Source organism: Prochlorococcus sp. MIT 1318 (assembly GCF_047304505.1).
In the GTDB taxonomy this organism is placed as follows: domain Bacteria; phylum Cyanobacteriota; class Cyanobacteriia; order PCC-6307; family Cyanobiaceae; genus Prochlorococcus; species Prochlorococcus marinus_D.
Genome location: NZ_CP138958.1, coordinates 291,378 through 311,442, shown reverse-complemented (window position 1 = coordinate 311,442; position 20,065 = coordinate 291,378). Strand labels below are relative to the sequence as shown.

The 20,065-nt window shown below is 51.0% G+C and carries 18 protein-coding genes, 1 tRNA gene and 1 other RNA gene; 12 read left to right on the top strand and 8 right to left on the bottom strand.

Annotation, left to right across the window (positions count from 1 at the left end; all coding sequences use genetic code 11):
• Window positions 1-20: 20 nt before the first annotated feature.
• The gene (gene rimM / locus SIB66_RS01700) at window positions 21-566 is read right to left on the bottom strand and encodes a ribosome maturation factor RimM (protein ID WP_063407373.1); all 546 of its coding nucleotides are present in this window, start codon (window positions 564-566) and stop codon (window positions 21-23) included.
• Window positions 567-607: 41 nt separating this feature from the next.
• On the opposite strand from rimM, the gene SIB66_RS01695 reads away from it, so the two are divergent.
• Window positions 608-793, top strand: a complete 186-nt coding sequence (locus SIB66_RS01695) for an NAD(P)H dehydrogenase subunit NdhS (RefSeq protein ID WP_063407685.1) — start codon at window positions 608-610, stop codon at window positions 791-793.
• Between the two features lie 160 nt (window positions 794-953).
• On the opposite strand, the gene rnc is transcribed toward SIB66_RS01695, so the two are convergent.
• Window positions 954-1,679 (bottom strand): ribonuclease III, encoded by a 726-nt coding sequence (gene rnc, locus SIB66_RS01690; RefSeq protein WP_063407372.1) that lies wholly within the window; start codon window positions 1,677-1,679, stop codon window positions 954-956.
• 774 nt (window positions 1,680-2,453) lie between these two features.
• Between rnc and SIB66_RS01685 the strand changes: the two genes are divergently transcribed.
• The 3 genes from SIB66_RS01685 (at window position 2,454) to SIB66_RS01675 (ending at window position 4,947) form a co-directional block, all read left to right on the top strand.
• Window positions 2,454-2,603 (top strand): hypothetical protein, encoded by a 150-nt coding sequence (locus SIB66_RS01685; protein ID WP_236073845.1) that lies wholly within the window; start codon window positions 2,454-2,456, stop codon window positions 2,601-2,603.
• Between the two features lie 696 nt (window positions 2,604-3,299).
• Window positions 3,300-3,428: a hypothetical protein gene (locus tag SIB66_RS01680; protein WP_268873692.1), complete on the top strand. Its 129-nt coding sequence runs from the start codon at window positions 3,300-3,302 to the stop codon at window positions 3,426-3,428.
• A 295-nt stretch (window positions 3,429-3,723) separates the two neighbouring features.
• Complete coding sequence (locus SIB66_RS01675) at window positions 3,724-4,947, top strand: hypothetical protein (protein WP_063407369.1); 1,224 nt, start codon at window positions 3,724-3,726, stop codon at window positions 4,945-4,947.
• A gap of 188 nt (window positions 4,948-5,135) precedes the next feature.
• On the opposite strand, the gene SIB66_RS01670 is transcribed toward SIB66_RS01675, so the two are convergent.
• Window positions 5,136-5,432: a zonular occludens toxin domain-containing protein gene (locus tag SIB66_RS01670; RefSeq protein ID WP_063407368.1), complete on the bottom strand. Its 297-nt coding sequence runs from the start codon at window positions 5,430-5,432 to the stop codon at window positions 5,136-5,138.
• 130 nt (window positions 5,433-5,562) lie between these two features.
• An RNA gene (rnpB, locus tag SIB66_RS01665) (RNase P RNA component class A) lies at window positions 5,563-5,963 on the bottom strand.
• Between the two features lie 38 nt (window positions 5,964-6,001).
• Between rnpB and SIB66_RS01660 the strand changes: the two genes are divergently transcribed.
• The 3 genes from SIB66_RS01660 to SIB66_RS01650 all read left to right on the top strand — a co-directional run bounded on the left by SIB66_RS01660 (window position 6,002) and on the right by SIB66_RS01650 (window position 6,995).
• Window positions 6,002-6,075: transfer RNA gene (locus SIB66_RS01660), tRNA-Arg, on the top strand.
• Between the two features lie 94 nt (window positions 6,076-6,169).
• Complete coding sequence (locus SIB66_RS01655; RefSeq protein WP_011827172.1) at window positions 6,170-6,499, top strand: hypothetical protein; 330 nt, start codon at window positions 6,170-6,172, stop codon at window positions 6,497-6,499.
• Between the two features lie 37 nt (window positions 6,500-6,536).
• Window positions 6,537-6,995: a hypothetical protein gene (locus tag SIB66_RS01650; protein WP_011827171.1), complete on the top strand. Its 459-nt coding sequence runs from the start codon at window positions 6,537-6,539 to the stop codon at window positions 6,993-6,995.
• Between the two features lie 27 nt (window positions 6,996-7,022).
• Here SIB66_RS01650 and SIB66_RS01645 read toward each other — a convergent pair whose 3' ends face one another.
• Window positions 7,023-9,548 (bottom strand): glycogen/starch/alpha-glucan phosphorylase, encoded by a 2,526-nt coding sequence (locus tag SIB66_RS01645; RefSeq protein WP_063407367.1) that lies wholly within the window; start codon window positions 9,546-9,548, stop codon window positions 7,023-7,025.
• A gap of 358 nt (window positions 9,549-9,906) precedes the next feature.
• On the opposite strand from SIB66_RS01645, the gene SIB66_RS01640 reads away from it, so the two are divergent.
• From SIB66_RS01640 to SIB66_RS01630, 3 genes are all read left to right on the top strand, one after another.
• The gene (locus SIB66_RS01640) at window positions 9,907-11,280 is read left to right on the top strand and encodes a cation:proton antiporter (protein ID WP_063407366.1); all 1,374 of its coding nucleotides are present in this window, start codon (window positions 9,907-9,909) and stop codon (window positions 11,278-11,280) included.
• A gap of 74 nt (window positions 11,281-11,354) precedes the next feature.
• Window positions 11,355-12,314, top strand: coding sequence for an alpha/beta fold hydrolase (locus SIB66_RS01635; protein WP_011131308.1), 960 nt, complete (start codon window positions 11,355-11,357; stop codon window positions 12,312-12,314).
• A gap of 7 nt (window positions 12,315-12,321) precedes the next feature.
• Window positions 12,322-13,188 (top strand): galactose mutarotase, encoded by an 867-nt coding sequence (locus tag SIB66_RS01630; RefSeq protein ID WP_063407365.1) that lies wholly within the window; start codon window positions 12,322-12,324, stop codon window positions 13,186-13,188.
• Window positions 13,189-13,643: 455 nt separating this feature from the next.
• Here the strand turns inward: SIB66_RS01630 and SIB66_RS01625 are convergent, their stop codons facing one another.
• Window positions 13,644-14,885, bottom strand: coding sequence for an FAD-binding oxidoreductase (locus SIB66_RS01625; RefSeq protein ID WP_236070379.1), 1,242 nt, complete (start codon window positions 14,883-14,885; stop codon window positions 13,644-13,646).
• A 14-nt stretch (window positions 14,886-14,899) separates the two neighbouring features.
• Between SIB66_RS01625 and SIB66_RS01620 the strand changes: the two genes are divergently transcribed.
• A complete protein-coding gene (locus SIB66_RS01620) occupies window positions 14,900-16,288 on the top strand; it encodes a four-carbon acid sugar kinase family protein (protein ID WP_063407364.1) in 1,389 nt (462 codons plus the stop codon).
• On the opposite strand, the gene SIB66_RS01615 is transcribed toward SIB66_RS01620, so the two are convergent.
• Entirely contained in the window at window positions 16,172-17,617 is a 1,446-nt protein-coding gene (locus SIB66_RS01615) for a (Fe-S)-binding protein (protein WP_074164580.1), read from the bottom strand. The genes SIB66_RS01620 and SIB66_RS01615 overlap by 117 nt on opposite strands.
• 21 nt (window positions 17,618-17,638) lie before the next feature.
• On the opposite strand from SIB66_RS01615, the gene SIB66_RS01610 reads away from it, so the two are divergent.
• Entirely contained in the window at window positions 17,639-17,764 is a 126-nt protein-coding gene (locus tag SIB66_RS01610) for a hypothetical protein (RefSeq protein WP_268873691.1), read from the top strand.
• 834 nt (window positions 17,765-18,598) lie between these two features.
• On the opposite strand, the gene SIB66_RS01605 is transcribed toward SIB66_RS01610, so the two are convergent.
• Window positions 18,599-20,023 (bottom strand): NADP-dependent isocitrate dehydrogenase, encoded by a 1,425-nt coding sequence (locus SIB66_RS01605; protein WP_063407362.1) that lies wholly within the window; start codon window positions 20,021-20,023, stop codon window positions 18,599-18,601.
• Window positions 20,024-20,065 lie beyond the last annotated feature (42 nt).

Sequence of the window (20,065 nt, the reverse complement as noted above, 5' to 3'; positions counted from 1 at the left end):
ATCTTGCTTCTGTCGATTGCTTAGAGCTCTAGCAGTCCAGGAGGTGGTGTGAGTCGGAGCCAGCCTTGATTGAGTTGCACTTCTGGAACGATGGCTTCTACGAATGGAACCAGAACCCGCCGTCCTGTTAGTAATTCGATCTCGAGGAGGTCGTTCCCGGCGGTGGTGAGGTCGATGACATGACCGATTGCAGGGCCTTCCGCTTGCAAACGGGCTTCGAGGCCGACCAAATCAAGCAGGTGAAACTCGCCTTCGGCCAGGCTAGGACGATCACTTGAAGGCACCAGTAGGTTTTGGCCTACAAGCGCTTCGGCCGCATTGCGATTGTTCACCCCAGCAAATTTCACGACATAGAGCGACCTGCCAGGTAGTTGACGTCCAGTCAGCAATTCAATAGGTCGTGGCTCACCATTGCGTTTTTTGAGCCAGCGTTGACCAGGAAGAGTGAAGCGTTCAGGGAAGTCACTGCTGGGGTTGATTCGTAGTTCACCTTGCATTCCTTGGGCGGCCACCAGTTTCCCCACGGTGAGCCAGTCTTCGTCGCCGTTCATGGGCGGAGAAAGCATGTCTGCTGATAATGGCGCTAAGACTGCCAAAAGCTGATCTCATGGCCTCTGTAGAAGCACCGATCTTGCCTGGTTCCAATGTGGTTGTGAACGAGATTCGCTCGATCTACAACGGCTATAGCGGGTGTGTTCAACGTATCAGTGGAGATCGAGCTGCAGTGTTGTTTGAGGGGGGTAACTGGGACAAGTTGGTCACGATTCCTCTTAAGGATCTTCAATTGGCTTGAGTTTTATGCATTAAGGCATGCTTGCATGAAGTTCCTGTCAACAGCTAACCGGTCAGGCCTAATCAGCAGCTTTTGAGGTGGCTTGTTGTTGGCAAAATTTTGCTTGCTGTGCTGATGGCAGCTTCAGGGATCCATGTTGCTCAGGCCTGAGATCGTCTACTCAAGGGCAAGGAAGAATTTTTTGAAGCGCGACCTTTGCGGCTGCCTGTTCAGCATCTTTGATCGATCCACCCCATCCTTCGCCAAGGAGTTTGCCGTTGAGCAGAACTTGCGCGAAAAAACGCTTTTGATCGCCATGTTTCTTGCTGTGTTGATTGATCTCATAGTTGGGGCATCCCAATCCTTGGCCTTGGCTCCATTCCTGCAAGGCGTTCTTGCTTTGGTAACGATGGGGTGCTGAAAGCACCTCATCGCTGGTGGTTTGCCAGAAGGGAGTTAACCAGTGGTGAATTGGGGCAAGGCTTTTGCTGCCTTCATAGAGTGCGCCAATGAGTGCTTCAGTTGTTTCAGCTCGAATGGTGTTTCTCGCTGGATCATCAGCTGTGGCCTTAGCCCCGATGATCAGCAGCTGATCAATCTGAATCTGCTCGCCCACTTCTGCTAGCCAACGATCACTGACCAGCTGTGAGCGAAGTGCGGAGGACTCGCCCACAGACATGGTGGGGAATGTTTTGTTGATGAACTCGGTGGCGGCAAGTCTTAGAACCGCATCACCAATAAATTCCAGGCGTTCATGGTTGCTTGCAGCTCTGGCTGAAGTGTGGGTCAGAGCTTGATCAACAAGGTTGAAGGAATAATCCCAGAGCTCAACACCAAGCTTTTGGACAAGGCCTTTTAATTGATTAATGCGACTTTGCGAGAGTTGCGTTGTCTTTGTTGAGGGCATCAAAAGGAGCCTGAGATGGGAAACCCTTGCTAGGAGTTCGCATCATGTCATTATATTGCTTCGATTTGTGCTTTAACTGCTTTGATTTTGGAGGGTCGTGCTCGTAATGCGAGATTCTTTATTGGAAAGTTCTGATTCTGGTGCCTTGCTTGCCATTGAAATCTTTGCTTCAAACTGAGCCTAATATCTTGTTCGGTAATGTTGATATTTGCAGGGATTCCTATCAGCTCATTAGATGAAGTGTATACCTTCCAGCATGGAACTTTGCTTTTCTTGGCATGGATGAGTATTCGTAAATGGGGGCCTTTTTTAAACATGCATAAATTAAAATTCAATGAAGCAGCCTCTAAGTTCCTTTTTATTTTCTTCTTCACGTCATTTACTTGAACGGATTCCTTGATAGTCGCTTTAATTTGGAAAAGATTGGTCTCTCCCTGAATCTTGCCAATACTTAAAATGTCTATGGTGTTTTATTCTCTTGGTTTTTATAGCTCTGAGAAGAGGATCTAGGTTGTATCTATGTTGGCTTCCGTTATTTGCATTTCTTTTGGCTGATGATGGATTGCATATTCATGAACAGATTGGAGGCATGGTTTCTAGCAGCGTCCTTGAATTTCATCCTCCACTTGGCTTGAGGAGGTAAGATATTGGCGAGCTGATTGGTTCGGCAGCTTTTTGATTGCCATTGCCATTGCCATTGCCATTGCCATTGCCATTGCTGTTGCTGTTGCTGTTGTTGCCTGCATATGGTCTTTTTAGGGCTGATTCCTAGGTGTGGAGCGGATTTTAGGCATTGCCTTACTAGTTTTAAGCCTTGAATTTTTGGGAATCATTGTTGATATGGCCCATGAAATTATAGAAAAAGATTTTAATAAAGAGCTTGCTTTATTGAGGACGGAGGGGCAATATTGTTTGCAAGCTTGACGTTAGATTATATCTTCTTTCTAGAAATATGTAGGTCTAGAGAGCAGTTTAATTTTTTCTATTTTAGTAGGAGCTTCGCTGAGACATGTGCGATTGCTTTTAGGGGTAAAAGATGATGTCTTTTGCCCCTATTCGCTGGAAACTATATATTAAGAGGACTTGTGATGTGTTTGATCTGCCTCCCTATTGTAATGCATTAATGCTTTGGGGATAGGATAATTTGTGCCAGCGATTTCGCCATTTTGGCTTGCCTCTATTCGTGCATTATGGCGGAATAGATTTGCATGTTTGGGAAAGGATGAAAGTAGGGAGTAAGTCGGGTTTGGGCCACACTCCCGAACTTCGTAGTTAAAACTAGGCTCCTAGGCTAACGGTTGGTTTACACTTGGCGGCAACCAATCACTGTCAAAGCCTGAACGGACAGTGGTGGATTTCTTCTTAAGGGATGCCAAAATTAGGTCACTTATTTGATTCGGTCAGGGCTGGGGGCTGACACCTTCTGGCCCTTTTTTGTGTCCGGAGCGTGTTTAGAATCCCAGTCAACAAGAAAAGATAATCAACTGCTTCAACGTTGGGAAGACTCCAGGTGTTGAAATGTGGCGTTCAGAGCGGCCTCGTGATGGAACTCGGCCATGTAGTGCCCGGGCCCCTTAGCGGCGATGAGCTGCTGTTTCACAGTAGGGTCAGGCCAGCGGTTTGGACAACGCCCCCTTAAGGGGTCTCAGCCAGGATCGTTTCCAGGTTCAGGATTTCTTCGTCGGCTTGCTTTTCAGCGGTCTCAACGGTCGAGTTGAAGCCGTTCATCAGGAGAGAAAGGATGTCTGATCTCATTCCACTTCGGAACCGTGGGCCTTCAGCGTCAGGATCGACAGCTCGAAGTGGAGGTTCGTCTTCTTCGGGGCCTAGGAGTTGCTGGAGATGAAATCAGGATTCCTCCGCTTTAATGTCGAACGCCCCATCTTCGATACTCCCTTCTTCTTTGGCCTAAGCATTATGTATAATTGCAGTTATTTGATGACAGCATGGGTAGATTAGTTGTAGATGGGTGGGGAAGCTGGATATTTAACAGAAGCGAGTTTTTGTGAGAAACTCTTGATTGTGTTGCATGAGGAATTATCGAATGGAGTCAGTTCTACCAAGCTACAGCTGTAATTCTTCTATTAGGCTTGAAAATGTTTTTTCTAACGCTGAAATTGATAAGCTTTTGGAGCTATACCAAGATTTCTATAATTTAAACAATAAGCAATATGATAATGACGAAGCATCAGTGCAACCTCTGCTTGGTCCCATCGAGCATCACAAAGGGTTCGCCTCAATATTGGCAGGAAAAGAAAGAATATTTAGGTGCTTGCAAGAAATATTGGGAAAAGGTTATCAGTTTCTTGGTTCAGAAACAATCAATGTTGGTAATGATACTCATGGACCGCATCGAGACACCTTTTATAAGCATGATATTGCGAAAGTGCTTATATGTATTAATGATCGGTTTCCAATCAAAGACAGATTTGGCAAAAAAGCCCGCAGCGAATTCGAAGAAGTATTAGATGGATCATTCCTAGTATTTCCAGGATCTCATAATATCGAAACAAGAGGGGGTGGATTTAGCCAAGTGAGGACGCACTGGCCCTTAGAGCTAAAAAGTGAATATAAGCAAACATCAGACCTTATTCATCTAGGGGATCAAAAACCAGACGGCAGCTATTATTATCCATATGAAGATGCAAAAGCAAGATACTGTGGATTTGATAAATTAACCTTTAAGAAAGGCGATGTGATTATATTCTCAACACGCGCTATTCACGCGCTTTATCCCCAAAGGAAAACTCATATGATGCACTTTATAGGGATGCTGTTTATAGAAGATTTTAATCAAGGCTATAATAAGCATGCTTTTTATTATGGATTTTGGCAAAAAATAAGAACAATGCTAACCTTTGAGAAAATTCGCGAGGCAATTCAATATATTGCCTTGCCTGCAAATGAAGAAGTAATAAGTAAGATTATGAGGGATAAAGATTACCCCAAAGTGCCAACGGCGAAGGGTATACAGATTGAGGAAATTATTAAGGAGCCAAAAGTATATAATACATTTTATAAATTGCAATTGATTCATCGATGCTATTCATTGATGCCGCACCTTGTGAAAAAAATTCTTTTATCTAAGACCATTGCAAAAAAATATTTTTATTCGCTGCTAGACTCTGCGAATAAGGGACTAGATAAACATAGAAAAATTATGATAAAATCAGCCTTTGAGACAGAGCTATTATTAAGTGTGCTGAGAGTCATAGGAAAGGTGACTGGTAAAATAAAATCGTTCATGAAATCTGTTCCCCTTAATTAACGTATTTGATGTCTTCAGGTTTTGGGGGTATACTGATTTTGTCGGGGTCTAGTAAGAGGAATAGAAGAAGGACTGAACCAAAAGTAATGCTGGGTAACCCACATGCATGCAGCTCACCAGTTTTGAATGTTTGAATGAAGGAGCGATTCACGAGTGAAGGAGGAGAACTTGTTATTTGCGACAGGCTTCTATGTGTTCTGATTCATGAAGGCCCGATGGCCGATTAGATCCTCGATTGCTTCGATATCGATCTGCTTGAGCGTGCCCGAAAGAATGAAAATCTGATGAGCGCCATGACGCAATTGCTCAACGGCTTGCATCACTTGAGTGCGGTGCTTGGCGATATAGGTCTTTTGGTTTTCGATCGTGTCTGCTAGCAGGGTGTAGGCCTCATCGAGGATTAGGAAAGCACCATCGAAATCTTTAGCGTCGAACTTCAGGGCTGAGGTTGGACGGAGGGATGATGAACAGCTGCTGAAGCCCACTTTTTTCCGATATGCGATGCCGAAATTGCGGACAACATCACTATTGAGATCTTCGGTGCATCCCTCTTCGATATGGTGAAGGCGTTAAATGTATGGTGTTGTTATATCCGTTCCCACTTTGACTGGAGTGGGGTGAAAGCAGGTCGTAAGCCGGGTTCTGTTCACTGCTCAATAGCAGTGGGTGCTCATCTATCTAGGACCGCCGTTACCGACGGCCTCAAGCGGCGCATTATGTGGAACGTGGCAGATGGCCAGCCATCGCCCCTTGGCCTTGCTCCCAACCGGGGTTTACCGAGCCAGCACCTCTCGATGCTGCTGGTGCGCTCTTACCGCACCTTTGCACCCTTGCCTGTGCCCGGAGTAGAACCCCATGAGGCCATCGGCGGTGTTTTTCTGTGGCACTCTCCTCACGGTCACCCGCACTGGGCATTACCCAGCAAGTCTGGCCATCGGGGAGCCCGGACTTTCCTCAACCAAGCTTGTCTTGCCAAGGGCAATGACCACTTGATCGCGAACACCTCACCTGCTTTCAGCTTCCATCATGCATTGAGGGCATAATTCCTTGTGATGGGGCTGTAGCTCAGCCGGATAGAGCGACGGTTTCCTAAACCGTAGGTCGTGGGTTCGAGTCCCGCCAGCCCCGTTTTTTGCCAACGGTTCGCGGTAGCCGGTACTACATCTGGTGGGCTAGGCAAATGCCACGCTCTCGCTAGTGTTGATTCGGTGGATCAGGTGTCATGACCCAGCTTCACGATCTGCGGCTACGGCTACTTGTGCAGCAGGAAAGCGAGAGCATTGCAAATTCACAGCCCATGGACCTGGACCTCTCTGTGGTTCAGGCACGCTGCCTCTGCTGGTTGGCTTTATTGGCTGAGGCTCATGAAGATCAGGCCAGTGATGCTGAACGCCGAGGTGATACTGAGCAGGCGATGGGTTGGTTTGCTGATTCGATGCGACTGCGCGACGTGATCCAGGTGGTGTCCACCATTGAGATTCCCTTGCCGGCTCCAGGTGATACAGATTCGGGGGAGGGCAGTTTTTCAAGCGAGCCTCCTCTTGCGGCTTAGTAGATGGCATGATGGGATGTGAGCTAGACGGAGTGCGGTGCCTGAAGAGCCCTGTCAATGCCCTGACTGTCAAAGGTTTTACCGGGAGCATGATCGGCTGATTCGTGAGTGCCCTACCTTGCGTCATCAACAGGAGCTCAATTGGGCTGCTTTGCAGTCTTTTCGAACACTTTCTGGTCGTGTTCTTGAAGATCTTCAGAAGCAATATGGTTCCCAAGCCAATGAGGCTGCTAATACTCAGGCCACTCCTGTTGGTGGGGGAGAAGAGCCAGCTGATGCAATCCAGCAATCGATCGCTGATTTGGAGAACATCAATGCTCACCTGTTCTCCATCGAAGCCCTTATGGAACGTATCTTTGATGTGAAGGTGCCAGAAGCTGTTGAGCAGAAATTCCGAGAACTTGCTGGTGAACTAGCTCCAGATCCTCTCAATGCAGATCGGCTTCGCCTCAACCGTCTTCTGCATCAGACCCCTGATTTGCCCGATCGCAGTTAGCTTTCCTACCAATCTTTTATTGATTCTTCAGGGCACATCGCAGGTAATTTCTACGGGGAAGGGCTCAGCTTTCCAGATTGTCTGACAGTAGTCTTGGATTGAGCGGTCTGAGGAGAAGAATCCAGTCCTTGCGGTGTTTAACAGTGACATCCGGTTCCATTGTTTTCGGTTGGTCCAGGCTTGGTTGACCGCGTCTTGGGCGCGCAGATAATCGGCGAAATCGGCTAATACGAAGAATGGATCGAAGCCAGTGAGGTTGTCGAGCAGGGGGCGGAACAGTTCTCCATCGCCGTTGCTGAAATGGCCAAGGCCGATCAGCCTTAAGGCTTCCGCTAGCTCGGGCAAGTTTTCAACAATTTGCCTGGGCCGATAGCCCTTGGTTTGGAGCTCCATGATTTCCGTCTCGGTTTTGCCAAACAGGAAGAAGTTCTCAGGGCCGACTCGCTCACGGATTTCAACGTTGGCACCATCAAGGGTGCCGATGGTGAGAGCTCCGTTCATCGCGAACTTCATGTTGCCGGTACCTGAAGCTTCCTTGCCTGCTGTTGAGACCTGTTCGGAGAGGTCTGAGGCGGGATAAATCTGCTCAGCGAGTTTTACGTTGTAGTCAGGTAGGAAAACGACCCGAAGGCGGCCCTCCATATCGGGATCAGCGTTGATTGTTTCGGCAATGCCATTGATGAAGCGGATGATCAGTTTGGCCATGTAGTAGCCAGGTGCTGCCTTGCCTCCAAAGATCACGGTGCGCGGAGCCATTCCCTTGGCCTGGCCGTTCTTGATGCGCAGGTAGTGGGTGATCACCTGAAGGGCATTGAGGTGTTGGCGTTTGTATTCATGTATTCGTTTGACCTGCACATCGAAGAGGCTCGAAGGATCCACCAGAACACCGGTTTGTCGATGGATGTAACCGGCAAGTTTGCGCTTCACCGAAAGTTTGGTTGCTCCCCATTGCTCTAGGAAGGCGTTGTCATGTTGCCGCTCCTCGAGCTTGGTGAGTAATTTCATGTTGGTGATCCATTCAGGACCAACGTGTTCATCGAGTAGTCGTGAGAGGGCTGGGTTGGCAAGGGCTACCCAGCGCCGCGGCGTGACGCCATTCGTGACGTTGGTGAATTTTTCCGGCCAGATCTCAGCGAATTCCGGCATCAGCTGTCGCTTCAACAGATCAGAGTGCAAAGCCGCAACACCGTTCACATGATGGGCTGCAATGGTGGCCAAGTTCGCCATGCGCACGGCCTTGCCACCATCCTCATCGATGATCGACAATTTTCGCTGGATCGCATCATTGCCTGGGTAACGCAGGCGCACCTGTTGTAGGAAGCGGCGGTTGATCTCATAGATCAGCTCAAGGTGGCGGGGCAGCAGGCTGCTAAAGCGAGTGAGATCCCACTTCTCTAGGGCTTCTGGCAACAACGTGTGGTTGGTGTATGCGACTGAGCGGGTCGTGATGTCCCAGGCGGTGTCCCAATCCAGATAGTGCTCATCAATGAGCAGTCGCATCAGCTCTGCTACGGCAATCGCCGGGTGGGTGTCGTTGAGCTGAACGGTCCAGTGATTAGGGAACTCTTCAATGGGAATGCCTCGGTTTCCAAGACTGCGCAGCATGTCTTGGAGGGAGCAACTCACAAAGAAGTGTTGCTGCTTGAGGCGCAGGCGGCGTCCTTCATCGGTGCCGTCATTGGGATAGAGCACCTTGGAAAGGGTTTCTGAACCAACCTTTTCTTCCACAGCGCCGTAGTAGTCACCGATGTTGAAGGCGTAGAAATCGAAGCTTTCAGTCGCGTCTGCTCGCCAGAGGCGTAGGCGGTTACAGGTGTTGACCCGATAGCCAAGGACCGGCACATCGTGGGGAATGCCGATGGCATGCTCGGAGGGGATCCAGCGTGAGCGGTAGTTGCCCTTGCCGTCGGTGTAGCTCTCGGTGCGACCACCAAACCCAACGAAGCAGGCCTCCTCGGGTTGGGGGAGTTCCCATGGCCAACCACCCTTGAGCCATTTGTCTGTGACCTCTACCTGCCAGCCATCTCGGATCAATTGGTTGAAGATGCCGAATTCGTATCGGATTCCATAGCCGATAGCTGGCACCTGCAGGCTTGCCAGTGATTCCATATAGCAGGCGGCAAGACGGCCTAGACCTCCATTGCCGAGGCCGGGCTCTTCCTCGACCTCAAGGATCTGATCGAGTGATTCGATCCGGAAGCGGCGTAAAGCTTGCTCTGCGATATCTTTCGAGATGCCAAGGTTGAGCAGGTTGCTGTTGAGCTGCGGACCGATGAGGAATTCAGCAGATAGATAGGCCACCGTCTTGTGGGGTCGGGCTCGAATTGCCTCAAGACTTGCCAGGTAGCGAGTCATCAGCCGATCCCGCACGGCATAACTCAGGGCCATGTAGAGGTCATGGTTACTTGCTGTGGGAGCAAGTTTTCCGAGGGTAAAGAACAGATGTTCTGTCATCCCGTCGAATACAGCATCGGCATCTAGCCCGGCTCGTTCAGGATCGGCGAAGCACCCCGGAGTGGGCAGGCGTAGATCTAGGGGGTGGGAGCTGCTCATGACGGCGGAGAGAAAATAATGTTGGAGGGCTGGAGGCTCTCCTTGTAAGGGGTATTAAGGGAACGAGTAATCAGGCGTAGCAGGAGTCAGTGGCCAATCGGCAGCTCAAAAGGTGTCAAGGTGATTGATTGGTTCATCCTCGTCACGTGTGTTGAGGATGCTCATTCTCTTGAGGCGAAGGGTTTAGGCCATCGAACCCAGCTGGGGAATCTCTGGAAGTTAGCTGCGATGTGAGGCTTGTTTGCCCTAGCAACCGCACATCAACACCTGCAGGTTCTCCTCACGCTTCGTTTTGAGAACACCAAAGCAGGATTTGCCTTTCCTTTAATCTCGCTCACAAAGACTGAAATCCGGCTCCATGGTTTTGCATTCAGTGTTGTCCGTGCTGAGCAGCCACGACGTGGAGGTGGCTGAAACTTTGATCGGTGTGCTGAATTTCCTGCTGATTTTTGTAGCAGCACGCACTCTGGCTGAGCTTTTGGTGCGTTTGCATCTACCTACGATCGTCGGCGAACTGCTGGCAGGGGTTCTGATCGGGGCCTCAGGTTTGCATCTATTGGTGCCGCCGAGTACTCATTCTCATTTGAATGAGGGTTTGGTCAGCCTGATCAGCGCTTTGGCCTCGATTCCTCCTGAGGCCGTACCAGATCTCTATTACGAAACCTTCCCCTCTCTGCAAGCGGTTGCCACGCTCGGCTTGTATGCCCTGCTTTTCCTCACCGGGTTGGAAAGTGAGTTGGAAGAGTTGGTCGCTGTAGGAGTCCAGGCCTTCACAGTGGCCATGGCTGGCGTGGTGCTGCCTTTTGCCTTAGGCACCTTTGGTTTGATGGCTCTCTTCCAGGTGGAATTGATCCCGGCGATTTTTGCTGGTGCTTCGATGACTGCTACCAGCATCGGCATCACTGCCAGTGTGTTTGGCGAACTCGGTTATCTCAAAACGCGAGAGGGCCAGATCGTGATTGGTGCGGCTGTGCTTGATGACATCCTTGGCATTGTGATCCTGGCTGTTGTTGTGGCCTTGGCCACAGGCGGGAGCCTCGAGATTGCCCCGATTGTGAAACTTGTCGTAGCAGCGACAGTGTTTGTGGTCTTAGCAATCTTGCTTAGCCGTACTGCGGCTCCAGCCTTTGATTGGGTGATCGACCGACTTAAAGCGCCTGGAGCGGTTGTTGTGGCCTCGTTTGTGATTCTTGTGCTGTGTTGCTTTATCGCTACGGCGATTGGTTTGGAAGCCGCTTTGGGGGCCTTTGCCGCTGGATTGATCCTCAGCAGCTCGAAGAACAATCACGCGATTCAGCAGTCGGTTTTGCCGATCGTGACCCTCTTCGCCACGATTTTCTTTGTTTTGGTTGGCGCTGGCATGGATCTTTCAGTGATCAATCCTCTGGATCCTGCGAGCCGCTCTGCACTCGTTGTGGCTGGCTTCCTGGTTGTTGTAGCGATTGTGGGCAAGATTGCTGCTGGTTGGGCTTTCTGGATTGACAAACCCACCAATCGTTTGGTTGTTGGTCTTGGCATGATGCCTCGCGGTGAAGTTGGTTTGATTTTTCTTGGGCTGGGTACAAGCGCCGGACTGCTTTCTCCCTCTTTAGAAGCTGCCGTTCTATTGATGGTGATTAGCACCACCTTCCTTGCACCGTTGCTTTTGCGTTTGGTGCTTAAAGACAAAACGCCTGGAGGCGGCAACTCCATCCCTGATGACGTTGCTGCCAATCCTGTTGGCCTGGTTTAGTGCAGCTTTTTTGATTGCATAGCCCTGATAAGTAAAAGAATTGCCTACCATCAACTTTCTCCACCGTCGCCGTTGTGACGTCAGCTCCATCTGCCGTTCTTAATGCTTCCTGGAGCCATCTGGGGCACGATGTTCATTGCTTACAACGCATCCCAGATCAGGATGTTGAGCATGGGGGACGCCAACGGCCGGCATTGTTGTTGGTGCATGGCTTCGGGGCTTCTACCGATCACTGGCGCCACAACATTCCAAAGCTTTCTCTCACCCATGAGGTGCATGCCATAGACCTGCTTGGCTTTGGTCGTAGTGCCAAACCTGGTGGGCTCGATTATGGCGGGGACCTTTGGAAAGACCAGTTGGTTGCATATGTCAATGAGCGGATTGGAAGGCCCACTGTGATTGTTGGGAATTCGCTGGGAGGTTATGCAGCCTTGGCTGCAGCTGCTGCGCTTGAATCGCAATCGGCCGGAGTGGTTTTACTGAATGCTGCTGGTTATTTCAGCGATGAGAAGTTTTCTCCAAAACCAAAAGACATGAGTTCGAGGCTTCGCCAGATGATTGGGCAAGGTCTTTCAAGGGATCTTGTGGTGAAGTGGTTGATATATCCCTTGATCCAGAGAATGATCTTTGAGAATCTGCGCAGGCCTGGTGTCATTCGCAGGACTCTCCAGCAGGTTTATATAGACCCTGCCAATGTTGATGATGATCTAATTGAGTCGATTCGTAGGCCTTCTCTGGATCCAGGCGCATTCCAAGTGTTTCGCAATGTTTTTCAGGCACGTGGGCTTAGAGGTAAGGCTATTGATGAATTGTTCAATGACTTGCAAGCTCCTCTGTTATTGCTCTGGGGTGATGGTGATCCTTGGTTGAGGAATGCAAAAGCCAAGCAAGATAAGTTTCGCACATATGCCAGAGAAGCTTCTTTGGAAGTGAAAGAGGTGCTTTTAAATGCTGGACATTGCCCTCATGATGAGGTGCCTGACTTGGTGAATTCTGAATTGCTGGAGTGGCTAAATGGTTTGAGTATTGCTTAAATTAGGAATGATTGACGGCCATAGTTCTCCTCTCCTACGCAAGCAGAGTCCCTATCCTCATTGGCAGTATCTGCAACCAGAAAGTGGTGATCGTTTGCGGATTGTACCTGAGCGAGGTGGCTTAGTCACTGATTGGTGTTGTAACGGCCATGAGCTGCTCTATTTGGATCAGGAGCGTTTTGCAGATCCAGAGAAAAGTATTCGCGGAGGCATCCCAGTGTTGTTTCCTATCTGCGGAAACCTGCCAGGTGATTTATTACCCTTGCCAAGTGGTGAGTTCATTCTTAAACAGCATGGTTTTGCTAGGGATCAGCCTTGGGAATTACAGTTATTGGAAGATCACAGTGGAGTGAAGCTTAGCCTTGGTGATAGTGAAGAGACACGTGCTGCTTATCCATTTTCTTTTTTGCTTGAGATGGTGGTGCGCCCGATTCGCAATGCTTTAGAGATCGAGGTAAATGTACATAACCTTAGTCAAATTGCGATGCCGTTCAGTTTTGGTTTACACTCTTACTTCAAGGTGACTGATTTGAATAAGGTCCGGTTGGAAGGTTTGCCTCATTCATGTCTCAATCATTTGCAGATGGTAGAAGCTGAAACCGCCATCCAATTGGCAGCTTTAACTGAGGGGGTGGACTTCTTGACTCGCCCTGCGGGGCCAGTCACCCTTGTGGATGAAGCCTCTGGCACATCTCTGCAGCTTCAGCATGAGAATCCCATGGACCTCACTGTGGTGTGGACTGATCCGCCGCGGCAGATGGTATGCCTTGAGCCTTGGACTGGTCCGCGGGAGGCATTGGTTAGTGGTGATCGCAAGTTGGAGATCGAAGCTGGTGGCAAGCAGAGGCTGAGATGTGCCTTGGTTAATTGTTGATCAATTTTCCCTATTGATGCAACTTTAATCCCAAGTGAAAATATCGTTATTTTTAGATTGAGTACGCATAGTCTGAATTGATATTGGCTGGCCAAGCTTCTGCCTTTTGGCTCGTATTCGGCCATGTTATAAGATTTAAATTAATCTACCTTGATTGGACTTGCCTTGAATGCATCCTTGTGCAAGGGGCTTGGAGCCTTGGGCTTGATGGTCTAATCATTTTCTAAAAGTTTAATATGGTATATGTTGATCTCTGTAGTGACCATGGCTTGGATATAATCTTTTAGGGTTAAAGTTAATTGATTGATATACTTGGGTAAGATTAAAGACTTGGGAAGAGGCCTGGTCTTGAGATTTCATGCCTGATAGTTATCTATATGCTAGTGGCTATGTCATGGATTAAGTCTGAGAAGATCCTGCACTTTTCGATGCTCTATTGAGGTATTCCGTCATGCCTACTTGGCCGTTGATTGACCACAAACCCCTGGCAATCTGCCTCTCGCTAGTTGTTGTTTTGGATCGAATTGTTGCTTCACAGCTTCAATCAGTGGCCTTGAGGGTGCATCCAGCCAAGCAGGCAGGCGATCGCCAGCTTGGCTGGGTTGCTGCAGGAGCGTGAGCTGGCCACCGAGGCGAGCAATCTCGTGGCGCAGCGCGTTGAGATCCTCGCTTTGGCTGATCCCTTTTGCGTTGGCTGGTGATATTTGCCAGCCGTCGCCGATGCCAGCGCCAGCGGCAAGCTGCCAATGCCAGCCGTTGAGGGCTTGCAGTTCTTTGCTGGCGATCAGCCGGTGAATGTTGCTTGGTTGCAGCGCTACTCGTACCAGCCAGTGGCGGCTATCGAAAGATCCTTCAGATGGGTGTGGCTCTTGATGGGGGCCGAGCCAGTCAAGCTGTTTTGTGCCCAGTTGATGTTGATTGGCGAGGGCTTTGAGGTGGCCTATTTGGTCGTTGACGGCTTGATCGCTCACGCTGGCCACGCCGATGTTGAGATGCCAGTCTTCTAAATCTGTTTTGATCCAATCGCAGTATTCCGGGGTGAAGCTGGTGCGCAATAGTGCAGCTCGCCATGCTTCCAGCGCTTCCAGAGAACCATCAAGGCGAAGGCCGATGTGTGCTTGGCGGATTGGTTGGCAGCGCAGAGTGAGTTCCGTGATCAGAGCCAAGCTGCCCCAACTGCCGCACAGCAGGCGCATGAGGTCATAGCCGGCTACGTTTTTGACTACCCGGCCTCCAGCATGCGCAGCAATGCCATCGCTCCGCAGGAGTCCGATTCCGATCAGTTGGTCGCGGATACCCAGATGCCGCTGTCGCAAACCGCCGGCGAGGCCACGAGCCACCAACCCACCCAAACTTCCAGCACTGTTGGGATCTGTGTTGGCTTGGCTTCCCCTGGGCCAGTTGACGGCTAGCCATTGATGGTGTTCTTTCAAAACCATTTGTAGCTCTGCCAGCGGCAGGCCGGCTTCAACAGTGATCGTGAGGTCGTCGACAGCGTGATCAAGGATGCGATTGAGACCACTCACGCTGATTGGTTGTGAAGGCATCTCCACAGGCGGCCCCCATTGCAGACGGCTGCCAAGACCACAGGGCAGCCAGGGGGTTGCTGCTACATGCAGCCCCGCAACAAGATCGGCCAGCTCCTTTGCCGTAGCAGGTGCTGGCATGTTGGCGGTATCGGCGAAGAACGTGTTCACGTCACGATGGTGCCATGAAGATTGTGGTGCTTGATGACGACCCCACCGGCTCCCAGACTGTGCATGGGTGTCTGCTGCTGCTGCGCTGGGATGTTGATGTGCTGCGGCATGGGTTGCGCCACCCTTCGCCACTCTTGTTCGTGCTTGCCAACACACGTGCGTTAGCCCCTGATCAGGCGGTATCCCGCAATCGTGAGATTTGTTCTGCTTTGCGGCAAGCATTCGCGGCGGAAGGCATGTCAGCAGCTGAAGTTGTTGTGGTCAGTCGCGGTGACTCCACGCTGCGCGGTCATGGCGTTTTGGAGCCTGAGGTGATCGCTGAGGAGCTTGGCCCCTTCGATGCGACGCTGCATGTTCCTGCCTTCCTCGAAGGAGGGCGCACTACGGTGAATGGCGTGCATTTGCTTGATGGCAAGCCAGTGCATTCCAGTGCTTTTGCTAAAGATCGCTTGTTTGGTTACAGCACCAGTGATCTTCCTGCTTGGCTAGAGGAGAAAAGTGGTGGGCAGATCCGAGCTCAAACTGTTCAGCGCCTCTGCCTTGCGCAGTTGGACGCTGCTGTTGAAAACCAAGATGCTGCGAAGCCATTGCAGACAGGCCGCACAGAGTTGCGTCGTTGGTTGGCTCGGCTTCATCACAATCAGTCTGTGGTGGTGGATGCGGAGCGTTCTGAGCAATTGCTGGCCTTAGCAGAAGCGGTGAGGGACTTGGCTGGTCATAAGCGTTTTCTGTTTCGCTCTGCAGCAAGCTTGCTCAATGCGTTGGCAGATCTTGCACCCCAACCTCTTGCTGCTGATGGCTTGGCTGGCATGCGACGTAGCGATCACTCAGGTCAACGATGGCCTGGGTTGGTGATGGTTGGTTCCCACGTTCCTCTGGCTGATGCTCAGTTGGAATGTTTACTCGAGGCGCCAGAGTGCATGGGGGTGGAATTGCCAGTCCCCCGCTTGGCGCAGATCTTGCAGAGAGGCTTGTCTGATGGGCGCTTGGCAGAATTGGAGCAGCATTGCTTCAATCAGCTTGGCGAGGCGCTTGCCATCGGTCGTACACCGGTGTTGTTCACGAGTCGCGGTGAATTGGATTGTTCGACATCAGCTGCAAGGCTGAGCTTTGGTGTTGCTTTGGCTCAATTGATGGCTCGTCTGGCGGCTGCTCTTGCGCCGAGGTTGGGCTATTTGATCAGTAAGGGTGGAATTACAACCCATACTCTCTTGGCAGAAGGGCTGGGATTGAAGATGGTGCAGCTTGAGGGGCAAATCTTGCCAGGCTTGTCGTTGGTGCGGCCTTTAGCTGGAGATGGCTTGGTGGATCTGCCGATCCTTACCTTCCCCGGAAATCTTGGCAATGAAACCACGCTGTTGACCGCTTGGCGATTGATGGAGTCCGGCGGCACAGGCCAGTAGTTCCATTGGATGGGCGACTGCCACATCACCATCCAGATGGCGGCGGAGTTGCAAGGTGCAGCCAATGTTGGAGCTGGCAATCACCTCAGCTCCAGTGTTGCTGAGGTCAGCAACCTTGATTCTCCCCAGCTCGGCAGCTTCTTGCGGGTTGACCAAGTTATAAATTCCGGCGCTCCCACAGCAAACTCCGGCTTCTGTGGCTTCGCTCAAAACTAGATGTGGAATGGCCTTCAATAGTTGTCTTGGTTGGGCTTGGATTCCTTGGCCATGAATCATGTGGCAGGCATCGTGGTATGCAACTTTCAGAGGAGTTTGGGGGCTGGCAGGCTGCCCATTGTGATGGGGAAGAGGTTGAAGGTTTTGCTGAAAGTTGCTGTCGAGACCGTGTTCCGCCAGGAATTCATGCACATCGAAGACTGGAATGTTGAAGCTTGCTGTTGCGTTGAGGAGTTCGCCGTAGGCCTTCATGGTGTGGCCACAGCCCGAGGCGGCCACCAGCACAGCCTCTAAGGGCTCGGCTCCAGCAGGTCGCCCTGGGCCGACAACATTGACAAAGCTTTTGACAAGCTTCTCGGCTAGCTCTCGGGTTTGTTTGAGTTGCCCCTGGTGGTGGGAGACGGCGCCGCAGCAGCCTTGATCTTTCGGCACAACGACTTCAAAGCCATTGGCTTGCAGCACGGCAATAGTGGCTTGGTTCACGTTGGGATCGAAGCAACGTTGCACACAGCCAAGAACAAGCCCCACCCTGCTGCGGCGTTGACCTGTTGCGGGGTGGAGAACCTCCAGATCATCCTGAAAATTTTCTGCTGCAAGAGCAGGCAACAAGGCCTCCATCGCTTCCAGTTGGGGCCCAAGAATTTTGTTGATACCGAGGCGGCGGCTGAGCGCTTGTATTGGTGTCCCCGCGTAGGCACGCAAAGGTTGCAGAAGGGCGCGCAGTCGGCCGGGATAGGGGAGCAACTTCAGCAGGACCTGGCGAAAGTGGTTCTGGCAGGGGCTGCGAAGTTCTGCTTTATTCAGTAAAGGGCGCGTCGCCTCGATGAGCTGGTCGTAGCGAACGCCGGAGGGGCAGGCACTCACACACGCAAAGCAACCTAGGCAGGAGTCGAAGTGGCTAGCGACGGTGGCATCAAGCTCCAGCTCACCGTTGTCGATCGCCTTGAGGGTATGGATTCGCCCTCGCGGTGAATCCATTTCAGTGCCCAACACTCGGTAACTTGCGCAGTTTGGCAGGCAGAAACCACAGTGCACGCAGGGGTCGGCGGCTGCTGCTGGGAGGCTGCTTAGGACCTTGTCAGTTTGGTTTGGCGTGACGTCAACAGAAGTCATGCTTTGAGTCTGGCGACTTCCATGCCGCTCTGTCGCATGCCGGCAGTATGTGCCATCACTATTGGCGATCGTTCTCAATACCGTTGGCTGTTGCCTGAAGAATTGCTTTTCGGTACCAGCGTTTCGCTGGCATTAGTCGTTGATTAGTTTGTTACTCAAAGGGGACGTTGCATTTTATTGTCAACTTTGAATGAAAAAGATGAGCCGAAAAGAAGGCCTGGCCTGCTGGTTTTCATCTGTGATTAATTTTAGCCAGATGACTTGATTTCGCATTTAAAAATGAATCGAATGCTTGCCGCTTGCTCGCCATTGAGAACACCTCAATCATATCGTTTCTCGCTGCAGAATTGTTTCTTTGCTTCCGGTATTTTTGAGTTGCCGGGAAGATTGAATTCCTCAAAGATTTACTTGACTTCTGCTTGAAGATGTTCATGATGACATAGTTGATTGACGGCGAGCTTGCCGTTTAATGCATGCATTTCTTGGCTGCGTCTTGCGATGCCTTCGATTTTTGAACCATTTAGAAATGAATCCAGGCTTCATCGCTGAGATTTTTTCTTATTGACCAGAACTATTGATAAATTACGAGATGCTATGGATTGCAGAGGAAGCATAAGCGGAAATAGGATTTCCAAATACTTGGCTATAAGTACTTTCAGGTTTTCTTGGCATAAGATGAGTGTCCTGGCCAATTTCTTTCATTTTTTCAGATAGCTAAAGGCAGGCTAGCTTTCGCTGCATGAGCAGTGATAGATAGACAAATTTTTGCACTAAGGTATAAAATATCTTGGCTTGGTGTGGCCTAGCTTTCTTCTATTTTTTCGTCTTTTCCTAATGGCGCAATGATGTTTTTTGATCGCATGCGCTAGAGAAGGCAATTTCTATCGCAGTTGATTTAGTTTTGCGGTTGGCGATAAAAATGAACCGCTCACTATGGCTAATAATCATTGATTACAGCTGGAAATTGTTAGGGCGTTAGCCTTAGAAGTGGCTGATGACGGCCTCAGAGAAGCCACTGCAGCTCACAGGTTCTACGGGTGGGTCCATGAGGCGAGCCAGGTCATAGGTGACCTGTTGATTGGCAATCGCAGCACTGAGACCTTTTGTGATCAAGTCTGCGGCTTCTTGCCAGCCCAGAAACTCCAGCATCATCACGCCGCTGAGGATCACCGATCCCGGGTTGATGCGATCAAGGCCGGCATGCTTGGGTGCTGTTCCATGGGTCGCTTCGAAGATGGCAGCGTTCTCGCCGATGTTGGCTCCCGGGGCCATGCCTAATCCGCCCACCATCGCCGCGGCTGCGTCGGAGATGTAGTCGCCATTGAGGTTGAGTGTTGCCAGGATTGAGTATTCCTGCGGCCGCGTTTGGATCTGTTGGAAGATGCTGTCGGCGATGCGGTCATCGACAAGCACCATCGCTTTCCATTGGCCGTTGCCATGGCTGGTGCCGATGGCATCCAGCACGCCGTGCACTTCGGCATCGATGCTGGCCTTTCTCTCAGGCGTGAGGCTGTCGTAGCCAGGCTCGATCATGCGGGCATTGGCTTGGATGCTTAGTTGTGGATCGTTTTCAAGATTGCCGAGAATCCAGCTCTCCCTTTCGGTGATGCACACGTCGCGGAACTCGCTTGTGGCGAGTTCATAGCCCCAGTCACGGAAGGCTCCTTCCGTGAACTTCATGATGTTGCCTTTGTGCACCAAGGTGACGTGGCGCTTGTCGCCCTTCAGCCGAAGAGCATGTTGAATCGCTTTGCGGATATGGCGCTGGCTGCCGTGCTTGCTTACCGGCTTGATGCCGATGCCTGAGCCTTCAGGAATCTGGCGTTTGCCGAGCTTGCCGTTGGCGGGAATGACGACAGTGTTGAGATGTTCGCGCAATGTTTTGCCGACTGGATCATCGGCTTCCCATTCCACCCCCATATAGATATCTTCCGTGTTCTCTCGGTAGACGATGACATCAAGATCCTGAGGCCGTTTGTGGGGGCTGGGTGTGCCCTTGTAGTAGCGACATGGGCGGACGCAGGAATACAAATCGAAGATTTGACGTAGGGCCACATTGAGGGAACGGATGCCGCCACCGATTGGAGTCGTGAGGGGACCTTTGATGGCGACCCCATAGGTGCGGATCGCTTCAAGGGTGTCCTCTGGTAGGTACTGGTAGGTGCCGTAGAGATCGCAGGCCTCGTCGCCTGCATAGACCTTGAACCATTCGATACGACGCATGCCTTGATAGGCCTTTGTTACAGCTGCATCCAGCACTCGTTGGGTCGCCGGCCAGATGTCCACACCGGTGCCATCCCCGCGGATGAAGGGAATGATTGGCTCGTTGGGTATGACTGGCTGACCGTTCACGAAGCTGATGGCCGTGCCCTGGCTTGGTGTGGAGAGTTTCTCGAACTGAGCCATGGGAAACGTTCGCGACGGTGACGCGTGCTCAGGCGAGCCTAT

Bases quoted from the DNA above. Each gene is read 5' to 3' on its own strand.
- SIB66_RS01640 (WP_063407366.1), top strand. From the start codon at position 9,907: ATGGTTTTGCATTCAGTGTTGTCCGTGCTGAGCAGCCACGACGTGGAG.
- SIB66_RS01630 (WP_063407365.1), top strand. From the start codon at position 12,322: ATGATTGACGGCCATAGTTCTCCTCTCCTACGCAAGCAGAGTCCCTAT.
- SIB66_RS01610 (WP_268873691.1), top strand. From the start codon at position 17,639: ATGCCGCTCTGTCGCATGCCGGCAGTATGTGCCATCACTATTGGCGAT.
- SIB66_RS01695 (WP_063407685.1), top strand. From the start codon at position 608: ATGGCCTCTGTAGAAGCACCGATCTTGCCTGGTTCCAATGTGGTTGTG.
- SIB66_RS01605 (WP_063407362.1), bottom strand. From the start codon at position 20,023: ATGGCTCAGTTCGAGAAACTCTCCACACCAAGCCAGGGCACGGCCATC.
- SIB66_RS01675 (WP_063407369.1), top strand. From the start codon at position 3,724: ATGGAGTCAGTTCTACCAAGCTACAGCTGTAATTCTTCTATTAGGCTT.
- SIB66_RS01620 (WP_063407364.1), top strand. From the start codon at position 14,900: ATGAAGATTGTGGTGCTTGATGACGACCCCACCGGCTCCCAGACTGTG.
- rnc (WP_063407372.1), bottom strand. From the start codon at position 1,679: ATGCCCTCAACAAAGACAACGCAACTCTCGCAAAGTCGCATTAATCAA.
- SIB66_RS01645 (WP_063407367.1), bottom strand. From the start codon at position 9,548: ATGAGCAGCTCCCACCCCCTAGATCTACGCCTGCCCACTCCGGGGTGC.
- SIB66_RS01615 (WP_074164580.1), bottom strand. From the start codon at position 17,617: ATGACTTCTGTTGACGTCACGCCAAACCAAACTGACAAGGTCCTAAGC.
- SIB66_RS01655 (WP_011827172.1), top strand. From the start codon at position 6,170: ATGACCCAGCTTCACGATCTGCGGCTACGGCTACTTGTGCAGCAGGAA.
- rimM (WP_063407373.1), bottom strand. From the start codon at position 566: ATGCTTTCTCCGCCCATGAACGGCGACGAAGACTGGCTCACCGTGGGG.